Source organism: Brevibacterium spongiae (genome assembly GCF_026168515.1).
Lineage (GTDB): Bacteria > Actinomycetota > Actinomycetes > Actinomycetales > Brevibacteriaceae > Brevibacterium > Brevibacterium spongiae.
Genome location: NZ_CP093443.1, coordinates 2,059,474 through 2,075,044 on the forward strand (window position 1 = coordinate 2,059,474; position 15,571 = coordinate 2,075,044).

At 64.4% G+C, this 15,571-nt stretch carries 16 protein-coding genes; 1 reads left to right on the top strand and 15 read right to left on the bottom strand.

The features are described 5' to 3' along the window. Window positions 1–72: 72 nt before the first annotated feature. The 5 genes from L1F31_RS09345 to L1F31_RS09365 form a co-directional block, all read right to left on the bottom strand. A complete protein-coding gene (locus tag L1F31_RS09345; protein WP_265420351.1) occupies window positions 73–588 on the bottom strand; it encodes a ferritin in 516 nt (171 codons plus the stop codon). Between the two features lie 151 nt (window positions 589–739). Continuing rightward, on the bottom strand, window positions 740–2,173 hold the full coding sequence (locus L1F31_RS09350; protein ID WP_265420352.1) for an amidase: 1,434 nt from the start codon (window positions 2,171–2,173) through the stop codon (window positions 740–742). Between the two features lie 4 nt (window positions 2,174–2,177). Continuing rightward, a complete protein-coding gene (locus L1F31_RS09355) occupies window positions 2,178–3,410 on the bottom strand; it encodes an amidohydrolase (RefSeq protein WP_265420353.1) in 1,233 nt (410 codons plus the stop codon). A gap of 77 nt (window positions 3,411–3,487) precedes the next feature. After that, the gene (locus tag L1F31_RS09360; RefSeq protein ID WP_265420354.1) at window positions 3,488–4,216 is read right to left on the bottom strand and encodes a hypothetical protein; all 729 of its coding nucleotides are present in this window, start codon (window positions 4,214–4,216) and stop codon (window positions 3,488–3,490) included. A gap of 11 nt (window positions 4,217–4,227) precedes the next feature. Further along, window positions 4,228–4,974 (bottom strand): DUF5058 family protein, encoded by a 747-nt coding sequence (locus L1F31_RS09365; RefSeq protein ID WP_265420355.1) that lies wholly within the window; start codon window positions 4,972–4,974, stop codon window positions 4,228–4,230. A gap of 283 nt (window positions 4,975–5,257) precedes the next feature. Here L1F31_RS09365 and L1F31_RS09370 point away from each other — a divergent pair, with 283 nt between their 5' ends. Next, complete coding sequence (locus L1F31_RS09370) at window positions 5,258–5,818, top strand: maleylpyruvate isomerase N-terminal domain-containing protein (RefSeq protein WP_265420356.1); 561 nt, start codon at window positions 5,258–5,260, stop codon at window positions 5,816–5,818. A 54-nt stretch (window positions 5,819–5,872) separates the two neighbouring features. Here the strand turns inward: L1F31_RS09370 and L1F31_RS09375 are convergent, their stop codons facing one another. From L1F31_RS09375 to L1F31_RS09420, 10 genes are all read right to left on the bottom strand, one after another. Beyond that, window positions 5,873–6,391, bottom strand: a complete 519-nt coding sequence (locus L1F31_RS09375) for a hotdog fold domain-containing protein (protein WP_265420357.1) — start codon at window positions 6,389–6,391, stop codon at window positions 5,873–5,875. A gap of 45 nt (window positions 6,392–6,436) precedes the next feature. Then, the gene (locus L1F31_RS09380; protein WP_265420358.1) at window positions 6,437–6,862 is read right to left on the bottom strand and encodes a DUF1801 domain-containing protein; all 426 of its coding nucleotides are present in this window, start codon (window positions 6,860–6,862) and stop codon (window positions 6,437–6,439) included. A 145-nt stretch (window positions 6,863–7,007) separates the two neighbouring features. Continuing rightward, window positions 7,008–7,436, bottom strand: a complete 429-nt coding sequence (locus L1F31_RS09385) for a PaaI family thioesterase (protein ID WP_265420359.1) — start codon at window positions 7,434–7,436, stop codon at window positions 7,008–7,010. 205 nt (window positions 7,437–7,641) lie between these two features. Further along, entirely contained in the window at window positions 7,642–8,130 is a 489-nt protein-coding gene (locus L1F31_RS09390) for a transglycosylase family protein (RefSeq protein WP_265420360.1), read from the bottom strand. 203 nt (window positions 8,131–8,333) lie between these two features. Beyond that, window positions 8,334–10,709: an excinuclease ABC subunit UvrA gene (locus L1F31_RS09395; RefSeq protein WP_265420361.1), complete on the bottom strand. Its 2,376-nt coding sequence runs from the start codon at window positions 10,707–10,709 to the stop codon at window positions 8,334–8,336. Between the two features lie 6 nt (window positions 10,710–10,715). Further along, window positions 10,716–11,126 carry a VOC family protein gene (locus tag L1F31_RS09400; protein ID WP_265420362.1) on the bottom strand — a complete coding sequence of 137 codons (411 nt, stop codon included), beginning with the start codon at window positions 11,124–11,126 and terminating at the stop codon, window positions 10,716–10,718. Window positions 11,127–11,145: 19 nt separating this feature from the next. Then, entirely contained in the window at window positions 11,146–11,553 is a 408-nt protein-coding gene (locus L1F31_RS09405) for a helix-turn-helix transcriptional regulator (protein WP_265420363.1), read from the bottom strand. Then, window positions 11,550–13,073: an APC family permease gene (locus tag L1F31_RS09410; RefSeq protein ID WP_265420364.1), complete on the bottom strand. Its 1,524-nt coding sequence runs from the start codon at window positions 13,071–13,073 to the stop codon at window positions 11,550–11,552. Before L1F31_RS09410 ends, L1F31_RS09405 begins: the two co-directional genes overlap by 4 nt. Before the next feature lie 3 nt (window positions 13,074–13,076). Next, window positions 13,077–14,435 carry a flavin monoamine oxidase family protein gene (locus L1F31_RS09415; RefSeq protein WP_265420365.1) on the bottom strand — a complete coding sequence of 453 codons (1,359 nt, stop codon included), beginning with the start codon at window positions 14,433–14,435 and terminating at the stop codon, window positions 13,077–13,079. 104 nt (window positions 14,436–14,539) lie between these two features. Next, a complete protein-coding gene (locus L1F31_RS09420) occupies window positions 14,540–15,529 on the bottom strand; it encodes an SDR family oxidoreductase (protein ID WP_265420366.1) in 990 nt (329 codons plus the stop codon). Window positions 15,530–15,571: the final 42 nt, after the last annotated feature.

Consider the following 15,571-nt stretch of genomic DNA (forward strand, 5'->3'; position numbering starts at 1 on the left):
AGTCGGCCGCCCTTCGCAGCTGTGAGTCTCGGCGCACTTCACGCGCTGGGCTCGGTCAAGCGTGTGAGCAGGTCACTCGCTGTCGGCGGTGATGTCGGGGTGGCGCGAACCGAGTTCGGAATCGATGCGCAGCACGCCGGCTCCGTCCTCGCCGACGCGTTCGAGGCGGCCGATGATCTCGGAGATGCTCGACTCCTCCTCGACCTGCTCGTCGATGAACCAGTGCAGCAGCGGCAGGACATCGAGGTCGGCTTCGTCCTGTGCAGTGCGGTAGAGGCTGCGGATGGACTCGGAGACCTTCTCCTCATGAGCCAGAGCAGCCTTGAAGAAGTCGATCGGCTGCGAGCCGGAGACCTTCGGAGCGGCGATATCGCCGATCTGAGGAGCGAAACCGCGGTCGAGGCAGTGCTGAGTGAACTTGGCGGCGTGAACCTGCTCTTCCTCGGACTGGGCGCGCATCCAGCGGGTCATTCCGGGGAGGTCGAGATCGTCGAGCTGGATCGACAGCTGCAGGTAGACCAGCGAGGCTTCGAGTTCGAGGGTGACCTGCTCGTTGAGGACCTTCTGCATAGCGGGGCTCAGGTGCATCTGTTACTCCTTTGCGATTCTCAGACGGATCGATTCCGCCTGCGTTAAGAATATAGTGACACCTTTTCTAGAACCGTTCCAGTGTGGAAAGGCTCGGCAAACACTGTGCAGGTTTGCCAAACCTCTCCACTTTCTCCATCACATTTCTCCATCACAGCTGCGGGTGCAGGCCGTGGTGTCCCGTGGCCGCTTCGAAGTCATGGGCGACCTGCAGCAGCTTCACATCGGCTCCGGGTCTGGCGACGATCTGCACGCCCACGGGCAGTCCCGTTTCCGAGAATCCTGCGGGAACGGAGATCGCTGGGCACCCCGTGGCGGAGATGAGGCACAGCGACCGCATCCAGTCGAGGTAGTTCTCCAGCTGCACCCCGTTGATCTCGGTCGGATATTCGATGGTCGCATCGAAGGGCAGCACCTGGGCGGTGGTGAGGACGAGCACGTCGTGGCCGGCGAAGTACCGCTGAACTTCGCGGTGCAGGCGTGCCCGGGCCGCCTCGGCCGAGGCGACCTCCGCACCGGTGAGGGCCAGGCCCAGGTCGATGTTCCACCGGACCGAGGCCTTGATCCGGTCGGGATCGGATTCGTAGAGTCCGCCCCAGGATCCGACGAAGTCCAGCGCACGGCGGACCCCGAAGACCTCGTCGGCGTCGCGGAGGTCCGGGACAGCGTCATCGACATGCGCACCGAGGTCGGCGAAGACGGCTGCGGTGTCGGTGACGATGCGGGCGACCTCCTCGGCGACCGGGAACATCCCACCCAGGTCAGGGGAGAACCCGACCCTCAGCCCGGTGAGGTCGGGGGAGTGCTGGGCGTCGAGGGCGAACTCCGGGAGGTCGAATACGCTGCCGGGTTCCGGATGCGACTGGGGGCCCAGCGGATCGGGTCCGGAAGCCACGGACATGAGGAGAGCGACATCGGAGACTGAGCGGGCCATGAAGCCGCTCTGTGACAGCCACGCATACGGATTGCCCGGAGAACTGTGAGGGATGCGGCCGTTGCTCGGCCGCAGCCCCACGACGTTGTTGAACGAAGCAGGGGAGCGCAGTGAACCGCCCATATCCGAGCCGTCGCCGGAGGCCTGGACCCCGGCGGCCAGCACCGCGCCCACCCCGCCGGAGGATCCGGAGGCGGACTTCGTCGGATCATAGGGATTCACGGTGGTCCCGAAGACCGGGTTGAAGGTGTGAGAGCCCGCAGCGAACTCCGGCACATTCGTCTTGCCCGTCGTCGTGATGCCCGCCTGCTTGAGGCGGGCGATGATGAGCGCGTCGGTCTCCGGTACGCGATCGGCCATCAGGGGTGAGCCCCAGGTGGTGCGCATCCCCGCCGTGTCATGGGTGTCCTTGTGGGTCATCGGGACCCCGTGCAGGGCGCCGAGGCGCTCCCCGCGTGCCGCAGCCGCATCCGCCGTCTCCGCTTGGGCGAAGGCGGCCTCATCGTCTCGGGTGACGACCGCATTGAGGATCGGGTTGACCTCGTCGATGCGATCGAGGTGTGCCTGCAGGGCTTCGCGTGCCGAGATCTCCTTGGCGGAGATTCGCCCGGCCAGCTCCCTGGTCGACCACCACAGTGATTCCTCACTCATCGTCTCACCGTCCGACCTTGCCGAGCACCGCAGACAGCGCCGCGCGGACACCGGTCTCCAGTGTTGTCTCGACATCGTCGGGGGCGAAGAAGGGGGAGTGGTTGCCCGCCGGGGCCTCAGGTCCGTCGAACTTCGCGGGGGAGTACCCGCCGAAGAACCAGTACACGTAGGGAACGCCGATATCGTCGCCGAAGGCCCCGACGTCTTCGCTGCCGGTGGCCGGCTTGTCGAGATGGACCTGTTCGGCACCGAGCTCAGCTCCGACGGTGTCGATGAACCCCGCGGTCTCCTGTGGATCGTTGAAGCAGCGGGGGAAGCGGTACATCTCCTCGATCTCCGGTTCCGGGGCCCCGGACGCGATCGCCTCGGCTTCGATGATGCGGCGGACCCGGTCGAGGACGACTTCGCGGACCTCCTCGGTGAAGGTGCGGATGTTGAGTTTGAACTCCGCGGAATCGGGGATGATGTTCTCTTTGAGCCCGCCGTGGAAGGTGCCGACGGTGACGACGGCCATGTCGCTTCCCGAGATCTCCCGGGAGACGACCGACTGCAGGCGGGTGATCATGTAGGCGCCGAGGACGATCGGGTCGACCGCGTTCTCCGGCTGCGAGCCGTGCGCCTGTTTTCCGCGCACTGTCACGCGCAGGCAGTCGGACATCGCCATCGCGGTGCCCTTGCTGACGTAGACGTGTCCGGCGCGGCCGGGCCACACGTGCTGGCCGTAGATGACCTCCGGGCGCACGATCTTGTCCCACAGGCCGTCGTCGAGCATCGCGCGAGCACCCTGGCCGGTCTCCTCACCGGGCTGGAAGAGCATGACCACGGTTCCCGACCACAGGTCTGTGTGCTCGACGAGGTATTTGGCGAGGTAGAGCCCCACGGTGATGTGCGTGTCATGGCCGCAGCCGTGCATGACCTGCGTCGTCGCGCCGTCGGGCAGGGTTCCTTTTGCGGTGGAGGCATAGTCGAGGCCGGTGTCCTCGACGATCGGCAGGCCGTCGATGTCCGCGCGGTAGCCGACGACGGGTCCGTCGCCGTTGTCGATCACGGCCACGATTCCCGTGCCGCCGAAGCTGTGGGTGGTCAGTCCCAGTGCTGTGAGTCGGGAGTCGATCTCGGCTGCGGTGCGGGTCTCCTGCATCGACAGCTCGGGGGTGCGGTGGAAGTCCTTGTAGTCCGCGACGATCTGGGCGAGGTCGCCGGTGAGGGCTTCGCGGAGTGCGGGGTCGAGTGACATGGTGTCCTTTCTCAGCTGGTCTTCTGCCATCTTGGCAGGTCTGGGCGGTTGCGTCTTCGGTGGTCGAGGGGCGGTTCTCAGTTGATGCCCACGGTATCGCCGCCGGTCCTCTTGTCCGTGACCTCTTTGTTGCGGGTGAACCACGTGATGAGGATGGTGAGGAAGACGACGATGGCGACGTCGCCGGGGGCGAGCACCGGCACCAGCGGAATGAGGACGAGGATGATCAGTGCCGCCATTCCGAGGGCGATGAGAGTCGATTTGACCTGCCGGAGGGAGGCGATGAGCTGCACCGTCACGCCGCCGAGGATGGCCGGAAGGATGTAGAGCTTGGCCACCAGGGTGACCGGTTCGGGAATGAGGGCGACGAGCCAGGTGCCGAACAGGCCGACGAAGATGACCATCGAGGCCACGTGGATGATCGCGGCACCGCAGATGGCCATGGTCGCCGCGTACTCGCCCTTGCGGGTGCCGGGCTTCGCGCCGATCGTGTCCTGCGCGACGATGGCCGAAGGCAGGAGCTTGTTGGCCACGTTGCCGATCATGAATGCCTGGTACATGCCGGCGGGACCGAGGATGGGGAAGTAGGTGAGCGGTTCGACGATGTAGAAGACCCCGTAGACGGCGAAGACTGCGAGGAATCCGGTGAGGATCTCACCGAGGTCGACGTCGGCGTCAGCGACGAAGAGCAGATAGAACGGCACCGAGGTGGCGATGAGGAAGCCGATGAACAGCGTGATCGAGCCCCAGCGGGTCGTGGTCCGTTCGAAGGCCGCGTGCGAAGGCGAAGTGATGATCGAAGACATGTGTGGACTCCTCAGGCTTCGGGCAGGCCGAGACCGGCGTAGTGGGCGAAGTAGGCGGCGACGAGGCCGATGAGCAGGGAGATGCCCAGACCCCATTCCTTCAGCCAGGGCGCTTTGAGAACCTTGGCCAGCAGGAGGCAGATGCTCATCACGACGGCGGAGACGATCACGGCGATGACGTGGGTCGGCGACTTCGGGATCTCCCGGAAGGTCAGGGCTGCGAAGGCTGCCAGCAGCGCCGCTCCGGGGATGATCGACATGAGCGCGGGGTTGACCTTCTCGAGCTTGTGGGAGCTGCGCTTGAAGATGGGGGTGAGGATGAGGGTGGAGATCATCCAGCCGGCTCCCGACAGGCTCATCGCCATGAGTGCGACGATGAAGACGCCCTTGGTGAAGGTCTCATCACCGAGGTTCGCCCCCATGGTCCCCGCTGCGAGAGAGGCCGATGCCACCTCGGTGGCGGCGGACCCGATGAGCCCGACACGGACGATGACCGGGGGAGTGCCGAACAGCGGCAGCAGCGCGATCGCCACGAGCACCACCGACAGCGACGGGCCGATTGCGGCGACACCGCCGGCGCGAAAGGCCGATCTCACCTCCTGTTGGCTCATCCCAGCGGATTCGGCGTTCTTCCTCACCGCGGTCATATAGATCAGGGACTGGACGACGACGACTCCCATCACCGCCATGGCCAGTATCCAGAGAATCGGGGCATTCGCGAGGCCGATGTAGTCAGCCGAACCGCTGGCCATGTGCATGGTCAGCTCCTCACTTCTTCGTTGAGTTTCAGGAACGCACTGCGGGCAACCCTCTTTGGTATACCAACATCGTGTGCTATTTGAAACATAACCTGACCAAACGGTCAGGCACCAGAGTTCGGTGAGAAGTTCTCAACTGTCGGGACCGACAGAATTGATGAGCGCCATCGATTCGGCTGAAGTCCACCTGCCGGGCGCAGGGTGCTGCCGCACAACGCCGTCTATGCTGAGCAGGGACAGCCACTCGTCACAGAGCACACTCGTCACAGAGGAAGTGAGTGCAATGGATTCGATCATGGCCTGCGGTCTCGATCGCGCGGAGGCCTGTTGGGTCACTGCGCTGGAGCGAGTCGCCGAGGCAGATCTCACCAGGCGCAGCGGCGCAGAGGGATGGACGAACGCCGAGCTGATCAATCATCTCATCGGCGGGGGAGTCCGCTACACGCTGCTGCTGCGGCAGGCCGACACCGCCGAGGTCGAAGCCACTCGCAGCCGGAACCATCTCGGCGATGATCTGCTCAAGGCCTTCTGGGCCCCGGAGCTGACGTTCAGAGATGCGGCAGGGGAGAGCGACTTGGATCGTCCGGTGGCGCACAGGATCGGTGAGATACCCGGCACGCAGCTTGTGCAGATGCGCATCCTCGAGCTCGCGCTCCATGCTGCAGATCTCGCTCGCGGCACCGGCCACGACTGGCCGATCGACGACACCCTCGCCGAGTTCATCTCAACCGAACTCGGCGAGCTCATCATCGCTCTGGGATCGGAGGGCGGCTACAAGGCGCCGCGCCTGAGCGGCAAGAGCACCTCGCACGCTCAGCGCGTGCTGCTGTTGTCGGGCCGGTGACTGGTTGGTGTCAGTAACCGGCTGAGGTCGGTGACTGGCTCGCGCCTAGGCGCCTCAGCGCTTCTTCGGCGAGATGTACATGGTGATGCGCGCGGTGACGAAGGCGATGCCATTCGCGTCGAGGACATCGACGGGGACGACTAAGTCGAATTTCTCATCGCCGAACTCGGGAATCTCGTCAAGGCGGGTGACGGCCGTGATTTCCCCCTTGCTGGCCTTGGCGTTGTATTCCACAGTCATTCCCGCTGGGATCCAGCGGTGAGTGGGCGGCACAGTCGCTTCCGTCATGACACCAGCAGCGACTTCGGCCATATTGCACGACGCGATCGCGTGGTAGGTGCCGATATGGTTGTGCATTCCGCGGCGGTTAGGTGCAGTGACGCGGCACAGCCCGGGGTGCAGCTCCTTGATCTGCGGGCGCACAGTGCGGAAGTAGGGTGCCTTGAAACAGATGGCCTGAGAGAACAGCCAGGAACCCACGCGGCCACCCAGAGGCATCTCCTGCATCTTCTTCCAAAGCTTGAAGGTGGATGCAGACTCGGCGGTCTGTACGGCGGTGGTGCCTGCGGCCATGGATCACTCCTGAATGTGAGCTGAGTTACTGTTCAGTACATGCTATCAGTCCGGCCATTCGGCCAGGGTGTGATCGCGGGTGCGCTCGAGCAGCTCGCGGAGAACCGACTCGTCGACGTTCGTCAGACGAGTGAGATAGAGGCACGATGTGCCGCTGCGGTACTTGCCGATGCGCTGGGAGAGGTCGGACCAGCGATCTTCGAAATCACCCGTGAGGTACAGCGTGTGCTGACGGGCGGCGGGGGAGTACGCGAGCACCGGCATGATTCCACTGTGTCCGGAATCGTAGCGATACTCGACTTTGCCGAAGCCGATGATCCGCGAAGCCCAGACGACGGGGTCCTCGCTGGAGATCTCTGCAAGCATCGCCGTGAGCTGTTCAGCCTCGGCGCGTCGAGGCCCTTGGGCGCGATCGAGGACATCCGACACGTCTTCGCCGGTCGGCCGCATCGCCGGTTGCTTCTGTGCCATGTCGGCTCCTGTCACTCTGTCGTCAGTCCATCATCGTCCACACTATCCGTGGACTCGAGATGCAGGGGTTCGGGGAGCGGCCTTCTGGTCTGTACTTAACATAATGTATATTATCGGCGCTATGCGTGTGAGGCGAAAGGGGCTGTCACAACTTCCGGATGACACTCGTCGCTGCCGCGGTCGCCACGGTATTGCCATCGTCATCAACGAGCTCGCCCGCAAGGAAAGCAATGTCTCTGCCACGACGGACCACGCGACCATGGCCGGTGAGCCTTCCGGGCCGCGCAGGTCGGAGAAACTGGATGTGCAGATCGGCTGTCGGTGCGAACTGTGCGGGCTCCAAAGTCGCAACGAGCGCCGGGCCAAGCGTGTCGTCCAACATGGCTGCAAGGAATCCTCCCTGGACCGTACCCGCAGGATTCAGAAATGACTCACCGGCCATGAATGCAACCGTGATGGTCGAACTCTGAGGATCGACCTCGACCAGCTCCCATCCCAGAGTCTTCGCTGCAGCAGGCGGCTCGGCCTCACCGCGGACAACGTCCCAGAACGGTCCCTCGCGCCTCATCGTCATGGATTCACCATTACATCCGGACCGTGAAAGCGCAACGCTCCTCACCGGTTCTCGTCTGCCGACGATGCGTCAAACGTTCACCGATGATCACGAAAGCCGCACAGACGACGATGGCCGCGAACGACACAACTGTCGTTCGCGGCCATCGAGTCGATCGGTCGAGCGCAAGGCTCGACGGATCGGATGAGCTGTTCAGCGGATGGGATCAGCCGCCGACGGTGACGTTTCCGCCGAGGCCGACCTTGCCGCTGTCGCCGTCGTCCTTCTTGCCGCCATCGTCCTTCTTACCGCCACCGTCATCAGCGGCGCCATTGGACTTCGTCAGCCCGGCCTTCTCACTGCAGACCGGCCATGCGCCTGGACCCTGCTCCTTGAGGACCTTCTGAGCAATGCGGATCTGCTCCTGCTTGCTGTGCTGGTCCGCGGTGCCCGAACCGCCGAAGCCGTTCCAGGTCTGCTTGGAGAACTGCAGTCCGCCGTAGTATCCGTTGCCGGTGTTGATTTGCCAGTCACCGCCGGATTCGCATTCGGCGACCTTGTCCCAGACGCCCTTCTCAGATGCCTGCGCCGGCTGGCCTGCGCTCATTCCGGTGAGTCCGGCCGCTGCAACGGCGCCGGCACCGACGAGCAGGGCAACCTTGCGGAGGCTTGTGCTGTAGAGGTTCACTGTGTCTTCTCCAAAGTACGACTGCATTTCGGTTCTGTAACTCGGCCGTTACCGAGTCGTTATACACCGTAACGAAAGAACCGAGCAGTGTGAACCTGAGAGCACAGATTCAGCATCCGAATCGACTCCGCAGTGGCTGAACAGCACCTGAGTGACGCGCGCCTCCCCGAGCGCACACATGCCGACACAGACCGCGACTCCCCTGGATCCGCGGGCATCTGTGTGGAGTCTCAGACGCCTACATAAGCCGCCAGATGCCGTGCAGTGAGACTCGGCTCGCCACTGGACGCACCGGCGACGAGCTGTTCAGGACTGCCCGCGAAGACGATGCGTCCGCCGTCATGCCCGGCACCCGGGCCCAGGTCGATGATGTGATCGGCATGGGCCATGACCGCTTGGTGATGTTCGATGACGATGACGGTGCGTCCGCCGTCGACGAGTCCGTCGAGCAGACGCAGCAGATTCTCGACATCGGCCAAATGCAGTCCCGTCGTCGGCTCATCGAGGATGATCACCTGCGCGGTGTCGGCGGCCTTCGCCGACAAGTGCACGGCGAGTTTGAGCCGCTGTCTCTCTCCCCCGGACAGAGTTGTCAGCGGCTGCCCGAGACTGACGTACCCGAGCCCCACCTCGGCGAGGTTCTTCAGGATCTTCACGACCGCGGGAATGCGCGACTCCCCTGCGCCGAAATGATCAAGCGCCGCGGTCACGGACAGGTCGAGGACCTCACGGATATTCAGCCCGCCGAGCCGGTATTCGAGCACTTCGGCTTGGAAGCCCTTGCCCTCACATTCGTCGCAGGGAGCGGAGACTCCGCCCATGAACGCCATGTCCGAATAGATGATGCCGGCGCCGTTGCACACCGGGCACGCCCCTTCGGAGTTCGCACTGAACAGGGCCGGCTTGACCCCGTTGGCCTTCGCGAAGGCCTTCCGGATGGGTTCGAGCATTCCCGTGTATGTCGCGGGATTGCTGCGCCGCGATCCCCTGATCGGTGCCTGATCGATCATCACGGCACCGTCCCGGTGTCTCAGCGAGCCCTCGACGAGGCTGCTCTTGCCCGAACCGGCGACGCCGGTGATCACGGTGAGGACTCCGAGCGGAACATCGACGTCGACGTCATGGAGATTGTGCGATGCCGCTCCCCTGATCTCGAGTGCTCCGGTGGGCGTGCGCACCGCGTCCTTGAGTTCGGCGGTGTAGCCGAGGTGGCGACCGGTGAACGTCTCGGACTTCCGCAGACCGTCGACGGTACCCGCAAAGGTCACCTCTCCCCCGGCCCTGCCTGCTCCGGGGCCGAGGTCGACGATGTGATCGGCGATGAGGATGGTCTCGGGTTTGTGTTCGACGACGAGGACGGTGTTGCCTTTGTCGCGCAGAGCCAGCAGCAGCTCGTTCATCGCCTGGATGTCGTGCGGATGCAGTCCGATCGTCGGTTCGTCGAAGACGTAGGTGACATCGGTCAGCGAGGATCCGAGGTGGCGGACGAGCTTGATCCGCTGTGCTTCTCCCCCGGACAGCGATCCGGCCGAACGTTCGAGCGAGAGATAGCCGAGTCCGATGTCGACGAAGGCCCGCACATCTGCGCGCAGCGAATCGAGCAGCGCCGAGGCGGCACCGGCGTCGATGTCGTCGATCCATGCGGTGATGTCCGAGATCTGCATGGAGCAGACATCGGCGATCGACTTCCCCGCCAGCTTCGACGAGCGGGCCGCGGAGTTCAGTCGGGTGCCGTCGCATTCGGGGCAGACAGTGAACACGACGGCGCGGTCGACGAATTCGCGGATGTGCTTCTGCATGGCGTCGCGGTCCTTGGACAGGAACGACCGTCGGATGCGCGGGATGAGTCCGTCGAAGGTGATGTTCGTGCCGTTGATGTTCACCTTCTCGCCCTCGGCGTGAAGCAGGTAGTGGCGTTCTCTCTCGTCGTAGTCGGCGATGGGCTTCTCCGGGTCGAAGAACCCGGACTCGGAGAACATCCGCACCGACCAACCGCCGGGTTTGTATCCGGGGATCGTGATGGCTCCCTCGTCGAGGGATTTCGACTCATCGACCACCTCGGCGATGGCGATGTCCGTGGCTGTGCCCATGCCTTCGCAGTGCGGGCACATTCCGCCGTTGACGGAGAACGAGCGGCGCTCGACCTGCTTGCCCTCACCTTTGTCGATCGTCACCGCACCCTTGCCGCTGACGGTGGCGACGTTGAACGAATAGGCGTTCGTCGATCCGAGATTCGGTTCGGACAACCGGGAGAAGAGTGTGCGCAGCTTCGCGTTGATGTCCGAGACCGTGCCCACGGTTGAGCGCGGATTCGCCCCGATCCGCTCCTGATCGACGAGGATGGCCGTCGTCAGTCCCTCGAGCACGTCGACTTCGGGGCGGGCCATGGCGGGCATGAAACCTTGGACGAAGGCAGAATAGGTTTCGTTGATCATCCGCTGGGACTCCGCGGCGATGGTGTGGAAGACGAGGGAGCTCTTCCCCGATTTGGAGACTCCGGTGAAGACCGTGAGCCGGCGTTTGGGAATGTCGACGGAGACGTTCTTCAGCGTGTTCTCGCGGGCTCCGCGAACGCGGATGAGGTCATGACTGTCGGCTGTGTGCACGCGGGCTCAGCCTCTCTGCTGGATGCGGATCATGTTTCCGGCAGGATCGCGCAGAGCGCAGTCGCGCAGACCATAGGGCTGGTCCATCGGCTCCTGCACGATATCGGCACCCTTGGCTTCGACCTTGGCGAAGACCGCGTCGACGTCGGGGCTGGCGAGCACGATGGCCGCGAAGCTGCCCTTGGCCATGAGCGCTTCGATGGTTGCGCGTTCGGCCTCGCTGATCGTCGGATCGGTCACGGGCGGGGTGAGCACGATCGAGGTGTCCGGCTGGTTCTTCGGCCCGACCGTCAGCCAGCGCATGCGGCCGGAGCCGACGTCGAGGCGCAGTTCGAAGTCGAGCACGTCGCGGTAGAAGTGGAGGGATTCGTCTGCGTCGAGGTGTGGGAGGAAACTGGCGTTGATCGTGATGTCCATGTGAGCAATCGTAGACTGCTCAGCCCCGCGGGACTTCTCGATTCCTGACCGGTCTCAGCGCGTTCTTGACCACGATCGTCGGCAGCTGATGTTCACCGGCTGCGACGCCATCGCGGTGCTGCCTCGGTGAGAGGCCGACGAGTTCGCTGAATCGGGTGCTGAAGGTGCCCAGTGAGGAGAATCCGACGGTGAAGCAGATATCGGTGATCGACAGGTCGCCGCGCCGGATGAGCGCCATGGCGCGTTCGATCCGGCGGGTCATGAGGTAGGAGTACGGGGATTCGCCGTACGCGGCTTTGAACCGGCGGCTGAGATGACCTGCCGAGATGTGCTCCCCGGCGGCCAGGGCTTCGACGCTCAGGGGACGGTCGAACTCGCGGTCGATGCGGTCGCGGACCCGCCGCAGCGCCACGAGCTGCTCGTTCACCCTGCGTCGACCCCTTGGCGCAGAGTCCGTCCGCGGAAGAAGTCAGGATGTCGGAACGATTGGATGATCATGATGACGACGCCGAGGAGGAGCACCCCGATCCCGAGGACGAAGACGAGTCCGATGCCGAAGACCGAGGATCCCGAACCGTAGTCGGGATCGAGTGAGTCGATGGCCGTGGTGACGAAGATGACGAGCAGGGTCACGCCGCCGACGAGTGGGAACAGGAACCGGAAGAACACGGTGCGCGCCGAGGTGAAGAGGCTGCGTCGGAAGTACCAGATGCAGGCCAGGCCGGTGATCCCGTAGTAGAAGCAGACCATGAGTCCCAGTGCCGTGATCGTGTCCCACAGGGCGTTCTCCGACAGCAGCCGCATGACGACGTAGAAGATGATCGCCGCTCCCGCCGAGGTGACTGTGGCCGTCGACGGCGACTTGTACCGGGGAGAGACGCGACCGTATCTCTCCGGCAGCGCACCGTAGTGGCCCATCGCGAGGATCGTGCGCGAGGGTGAGACCATCGTGGCCTGCAGCGAGGACAGGGAGGACGAGAGCACGGCGATCGAGACGAGCACCGCGAAGGGTCCCATCACAGGTCCGGCCAGGGACGCGAAGATCGATTCCTGATTGTCCGGGTTGCCTGCACCAAGGCCTTCGGTGCCGATGCCGGCGAAGGAGATGACCGCGATGGTGCAGGCCAGGTAGATGATGACGATCGCGATGATCGTGAGCATGGCGGCACGTCCCGGGGTCTTCTCCGGGTCCTTCGCCTCTTCGTTCATCGTGATCACTGTGTCCCAGCCCCAGAACAGGAAGATCGACAGGGACACGGCCGCGGCGACGGTGGAGAAGTCACCGGCGGAGAGCGGATTGAACCAATCGAGGGACACCGGAGTCGGGTCGAAGGCCGTGCCGTTTGAGACATGGACCAGAGAGGCGATGACGAACCACCCGAGTGCGAGCACCTGGAACGCCACGAGCCACACCTGCAGCTTCTCTGTGGCTTCGACTCCGCGGTAGGACACCCACGCCGCGGCGGCCGTGAGCACGATCGTCACGGGGATGTTGATCCACAGCACCCGGGTGAGCTCGGCGATCTGCGGGTCGCTGAAGACCTGGGACAGCAGGAGGAAGAGGAAATCGACGGCGACTGCGGCGAGGTTCGAGAGCACGAGCACGGTGGCGGCGACGAGGCCCCAACCGCCCATCCACCCCAGCCAGGGTCCGAAGGCGCGGGTGGCCCAGGTGAAGGTGGTGCCCGAATCGGGCATCGCTGTGTTGAGCTCCCGATAGCCGAAGACGACAAGGAGCATCGGCACGAAGCCGATGAGCAGCACCGCCGGGGTGTGGACGCCGACTTCGGAGATCGTCGGACCCAGTCCGGAGGTCAGTGTATAGGCCGGGGCGATGCAGGAGATGCCGATGACGGCTCCGCCGATGGCACCGATCTTCCCGGCGGACAGTCCCTTCGAACTCAGTCCGCTCGAATCCGTCGACGGTGACGACTCTGGTGTGCTCATCGGTCAGGAGGTCTCGTCGAGGATGGCCTCGGCGGTCGCGGTGCCGATCCTCACTGCCCCGTCGACGTGCTGATAGCCCTCGGCGGCGATATCGGAGCTGGCGAAGTGGAGCGGACCGACCGGATCGTTCTGGAACCGACCCCAGCGGTGGAGTCCGCCGAGGTCGTAGCTCGTCGCATAGGCACCGCGGGTCCATTCCTCTGCACCGAAGTCGGAGAGGTAGAACACGCGCGGGTCCTTAGCCTTCGGGCCGAGGAATTCGGCGAGGGCCTCAAGGATGCGGGTGCGCCTGGTCTCCTCGTCGAGCGCCCACATGGCATCGGCGTTGACATCGGAGATGAAGCCGACGAGGGTTCCCTGCTCTTCGCCGTGGTTCGTATTGTCGTAGACCTCCTGGACGAGTCGGGAGGCGCCGAATCCGGTCCCGCACAGTCCTTCGTCACGCCAGAACGGGGTGTCGTAGGTGGCGTGGACCTTGATGACCAGGCCCATGGACTGGTGCTGGTGGAAGATCTGCTGCAGGCGCGGCAGCGGCGGATCGTAGCTGATCCGCGAATAGAGGTTCGGCGGCACGGCGAGGATCGCGTGTGCGGCGCTCACGCTCATCTCGTCGGTGGACACGCGCACTGTGTTCTCGGACCATTCGATCCGTCGCACCGGCTGCTGCAGCCGCACCACATCTGCACCGAGTTCCTCGGCCATCTGCTCCGAGACGGACTGCATGCCGCCGACGACGCGTCGGTCGAGGATGAAGTGGTCGTCGACGAGATTGGAGAAGGATCCCGCCGAGGCGGCCATGAGCACCGCTTGGAGTGCGGAGAAGGTTGTGGCCGGCTTCGTGAGCATGCCGCCGGCGACGAAGAGTCCGATGTTTTCGCAGGCAAGTTCGTCATCGGACTGATCGCGCAGCCAATGGTGGAAGGAGATCGAGTCGAGTTCGGCGGCGTCGTCGGCATCCCAGGGAGCCTGCGGGCCGATCCGTGCGGCGAGGTCGTCGAGGAGTCCGATGAGACGTTCCATCTCCGCCTGCGTCGACTCCCCCACCGGGAACATATCGCCGCTGTAGACGGTGCGTGTCCCGTCCGGGGCGATGTAGACGCTGTCGCCGTCGCGGTACCGCGGGTAGGTCTCTTTGCCGAGTTCGTCGACGAGGGCGAGCAGAGCCGTCTGGTCCGGTGAGATCCACTGACCACCGAGTTCGTACATCTGCCCGTCGATGTGGTCTGTCCAGGTGCGTCCGCCGACTCGGTCGCGTGCTTCGAGGATGATGACGTCCTTGCCGGAGGCCCGCAGTCTGCGGGCCGCGCTCAGGCCTGTGGGACCTGCTCCGATGACGACGACATCACAGGTTTCTGTGGACATGGCGGTCTCCTCCTGAAGCGATTCGGGTGGCTTCAGACTAGCCACGTCCCGGGCCTGTGCCAAGGCGGATCAACCGAATGCGGATTCCGCACACGCTGGGGACGTCAGCGGAATTCGCGGGGATCCGCCGCAGGGTCGACTTCGAGTGTGGTGATGAAGCTCCACGAATCGGGTCGCGATCCGTCGAGATCGTTGAATCCGTAGTGGGTGGCCATTCCGTGGGTGTCCTGTGTCGTGGTGTTGAAGCGGTGGCGGTCCGGATCGGAGGCCAGTGCGACGACGCTGCGCCCGAGCAGATGGGGAGTCTCGGAGATCGCGAAGTCGCGAGGCGGTTCGGTGCGGGATTCGTCGAGCGAGTCGCGCATCCAATCGGTCTTGTTCGTCCCGAAGTGATCGAGCATCATCTCCGACCGCAGCCACCCGGGGGTGATGGCGATCGCGGTCGCTGAGACCTTGTCCAGTTCGTGGCCGAGGCCGAACGCCAGACGGCTCACTGCGGTCTTCGTCAGGTCGAGGAGGATGTTCTCCCGGTAGTGGCCGGCGTTATAGGCTGCTGTGCCGTCGGTGATCTCGATGTGGAGTCCACCGGGGCTGCGTGTGAGCAGGGGCAGTACGGCATGGGCGGTGTGCAGGTGGGTCAGGAGGCCTGCTCGGAATAGGCGCAGCTCGGAGGGGAGGTCGGTCTCCCAGAAGGGTGTGCCCCATTCGACGTAGGCCTCTCCCCCGATGTCGTTGACGAGGATGTCGAGTCGGCCGTGCCGGTCATCGATCCGGCGGATCACCTCGGCGATCCTGGCCGGCTCGAGGTGGTCGCAGACGTGGGCTTCTGCCTGCCCGCCTTCGGCTGTGATCAGCGATGCGGTTTCCTCGATCGTCTCAGCTCTCCCGTAGTCGGAGGGCCTCCCGAGGGTCGATCGGCCGGTGCAGTGGACGAAGGCGCCGGCACGGGCGAGGTCACGGGCGATGGCACGGCCGGCGCCCCGGGTGGCTCCGGCGACGAGAGCGATGCGGCCATTCAGGGTCTGGTCGGCGAATGGTGCGAAGCGTTCGATGGGTGCGGTCTGGGGCGTGGTCTCTGCTGCGTCAGTGGTCATGGCACGAGCCTGCACGATGATCACTGACAGGCAATGTCAGTG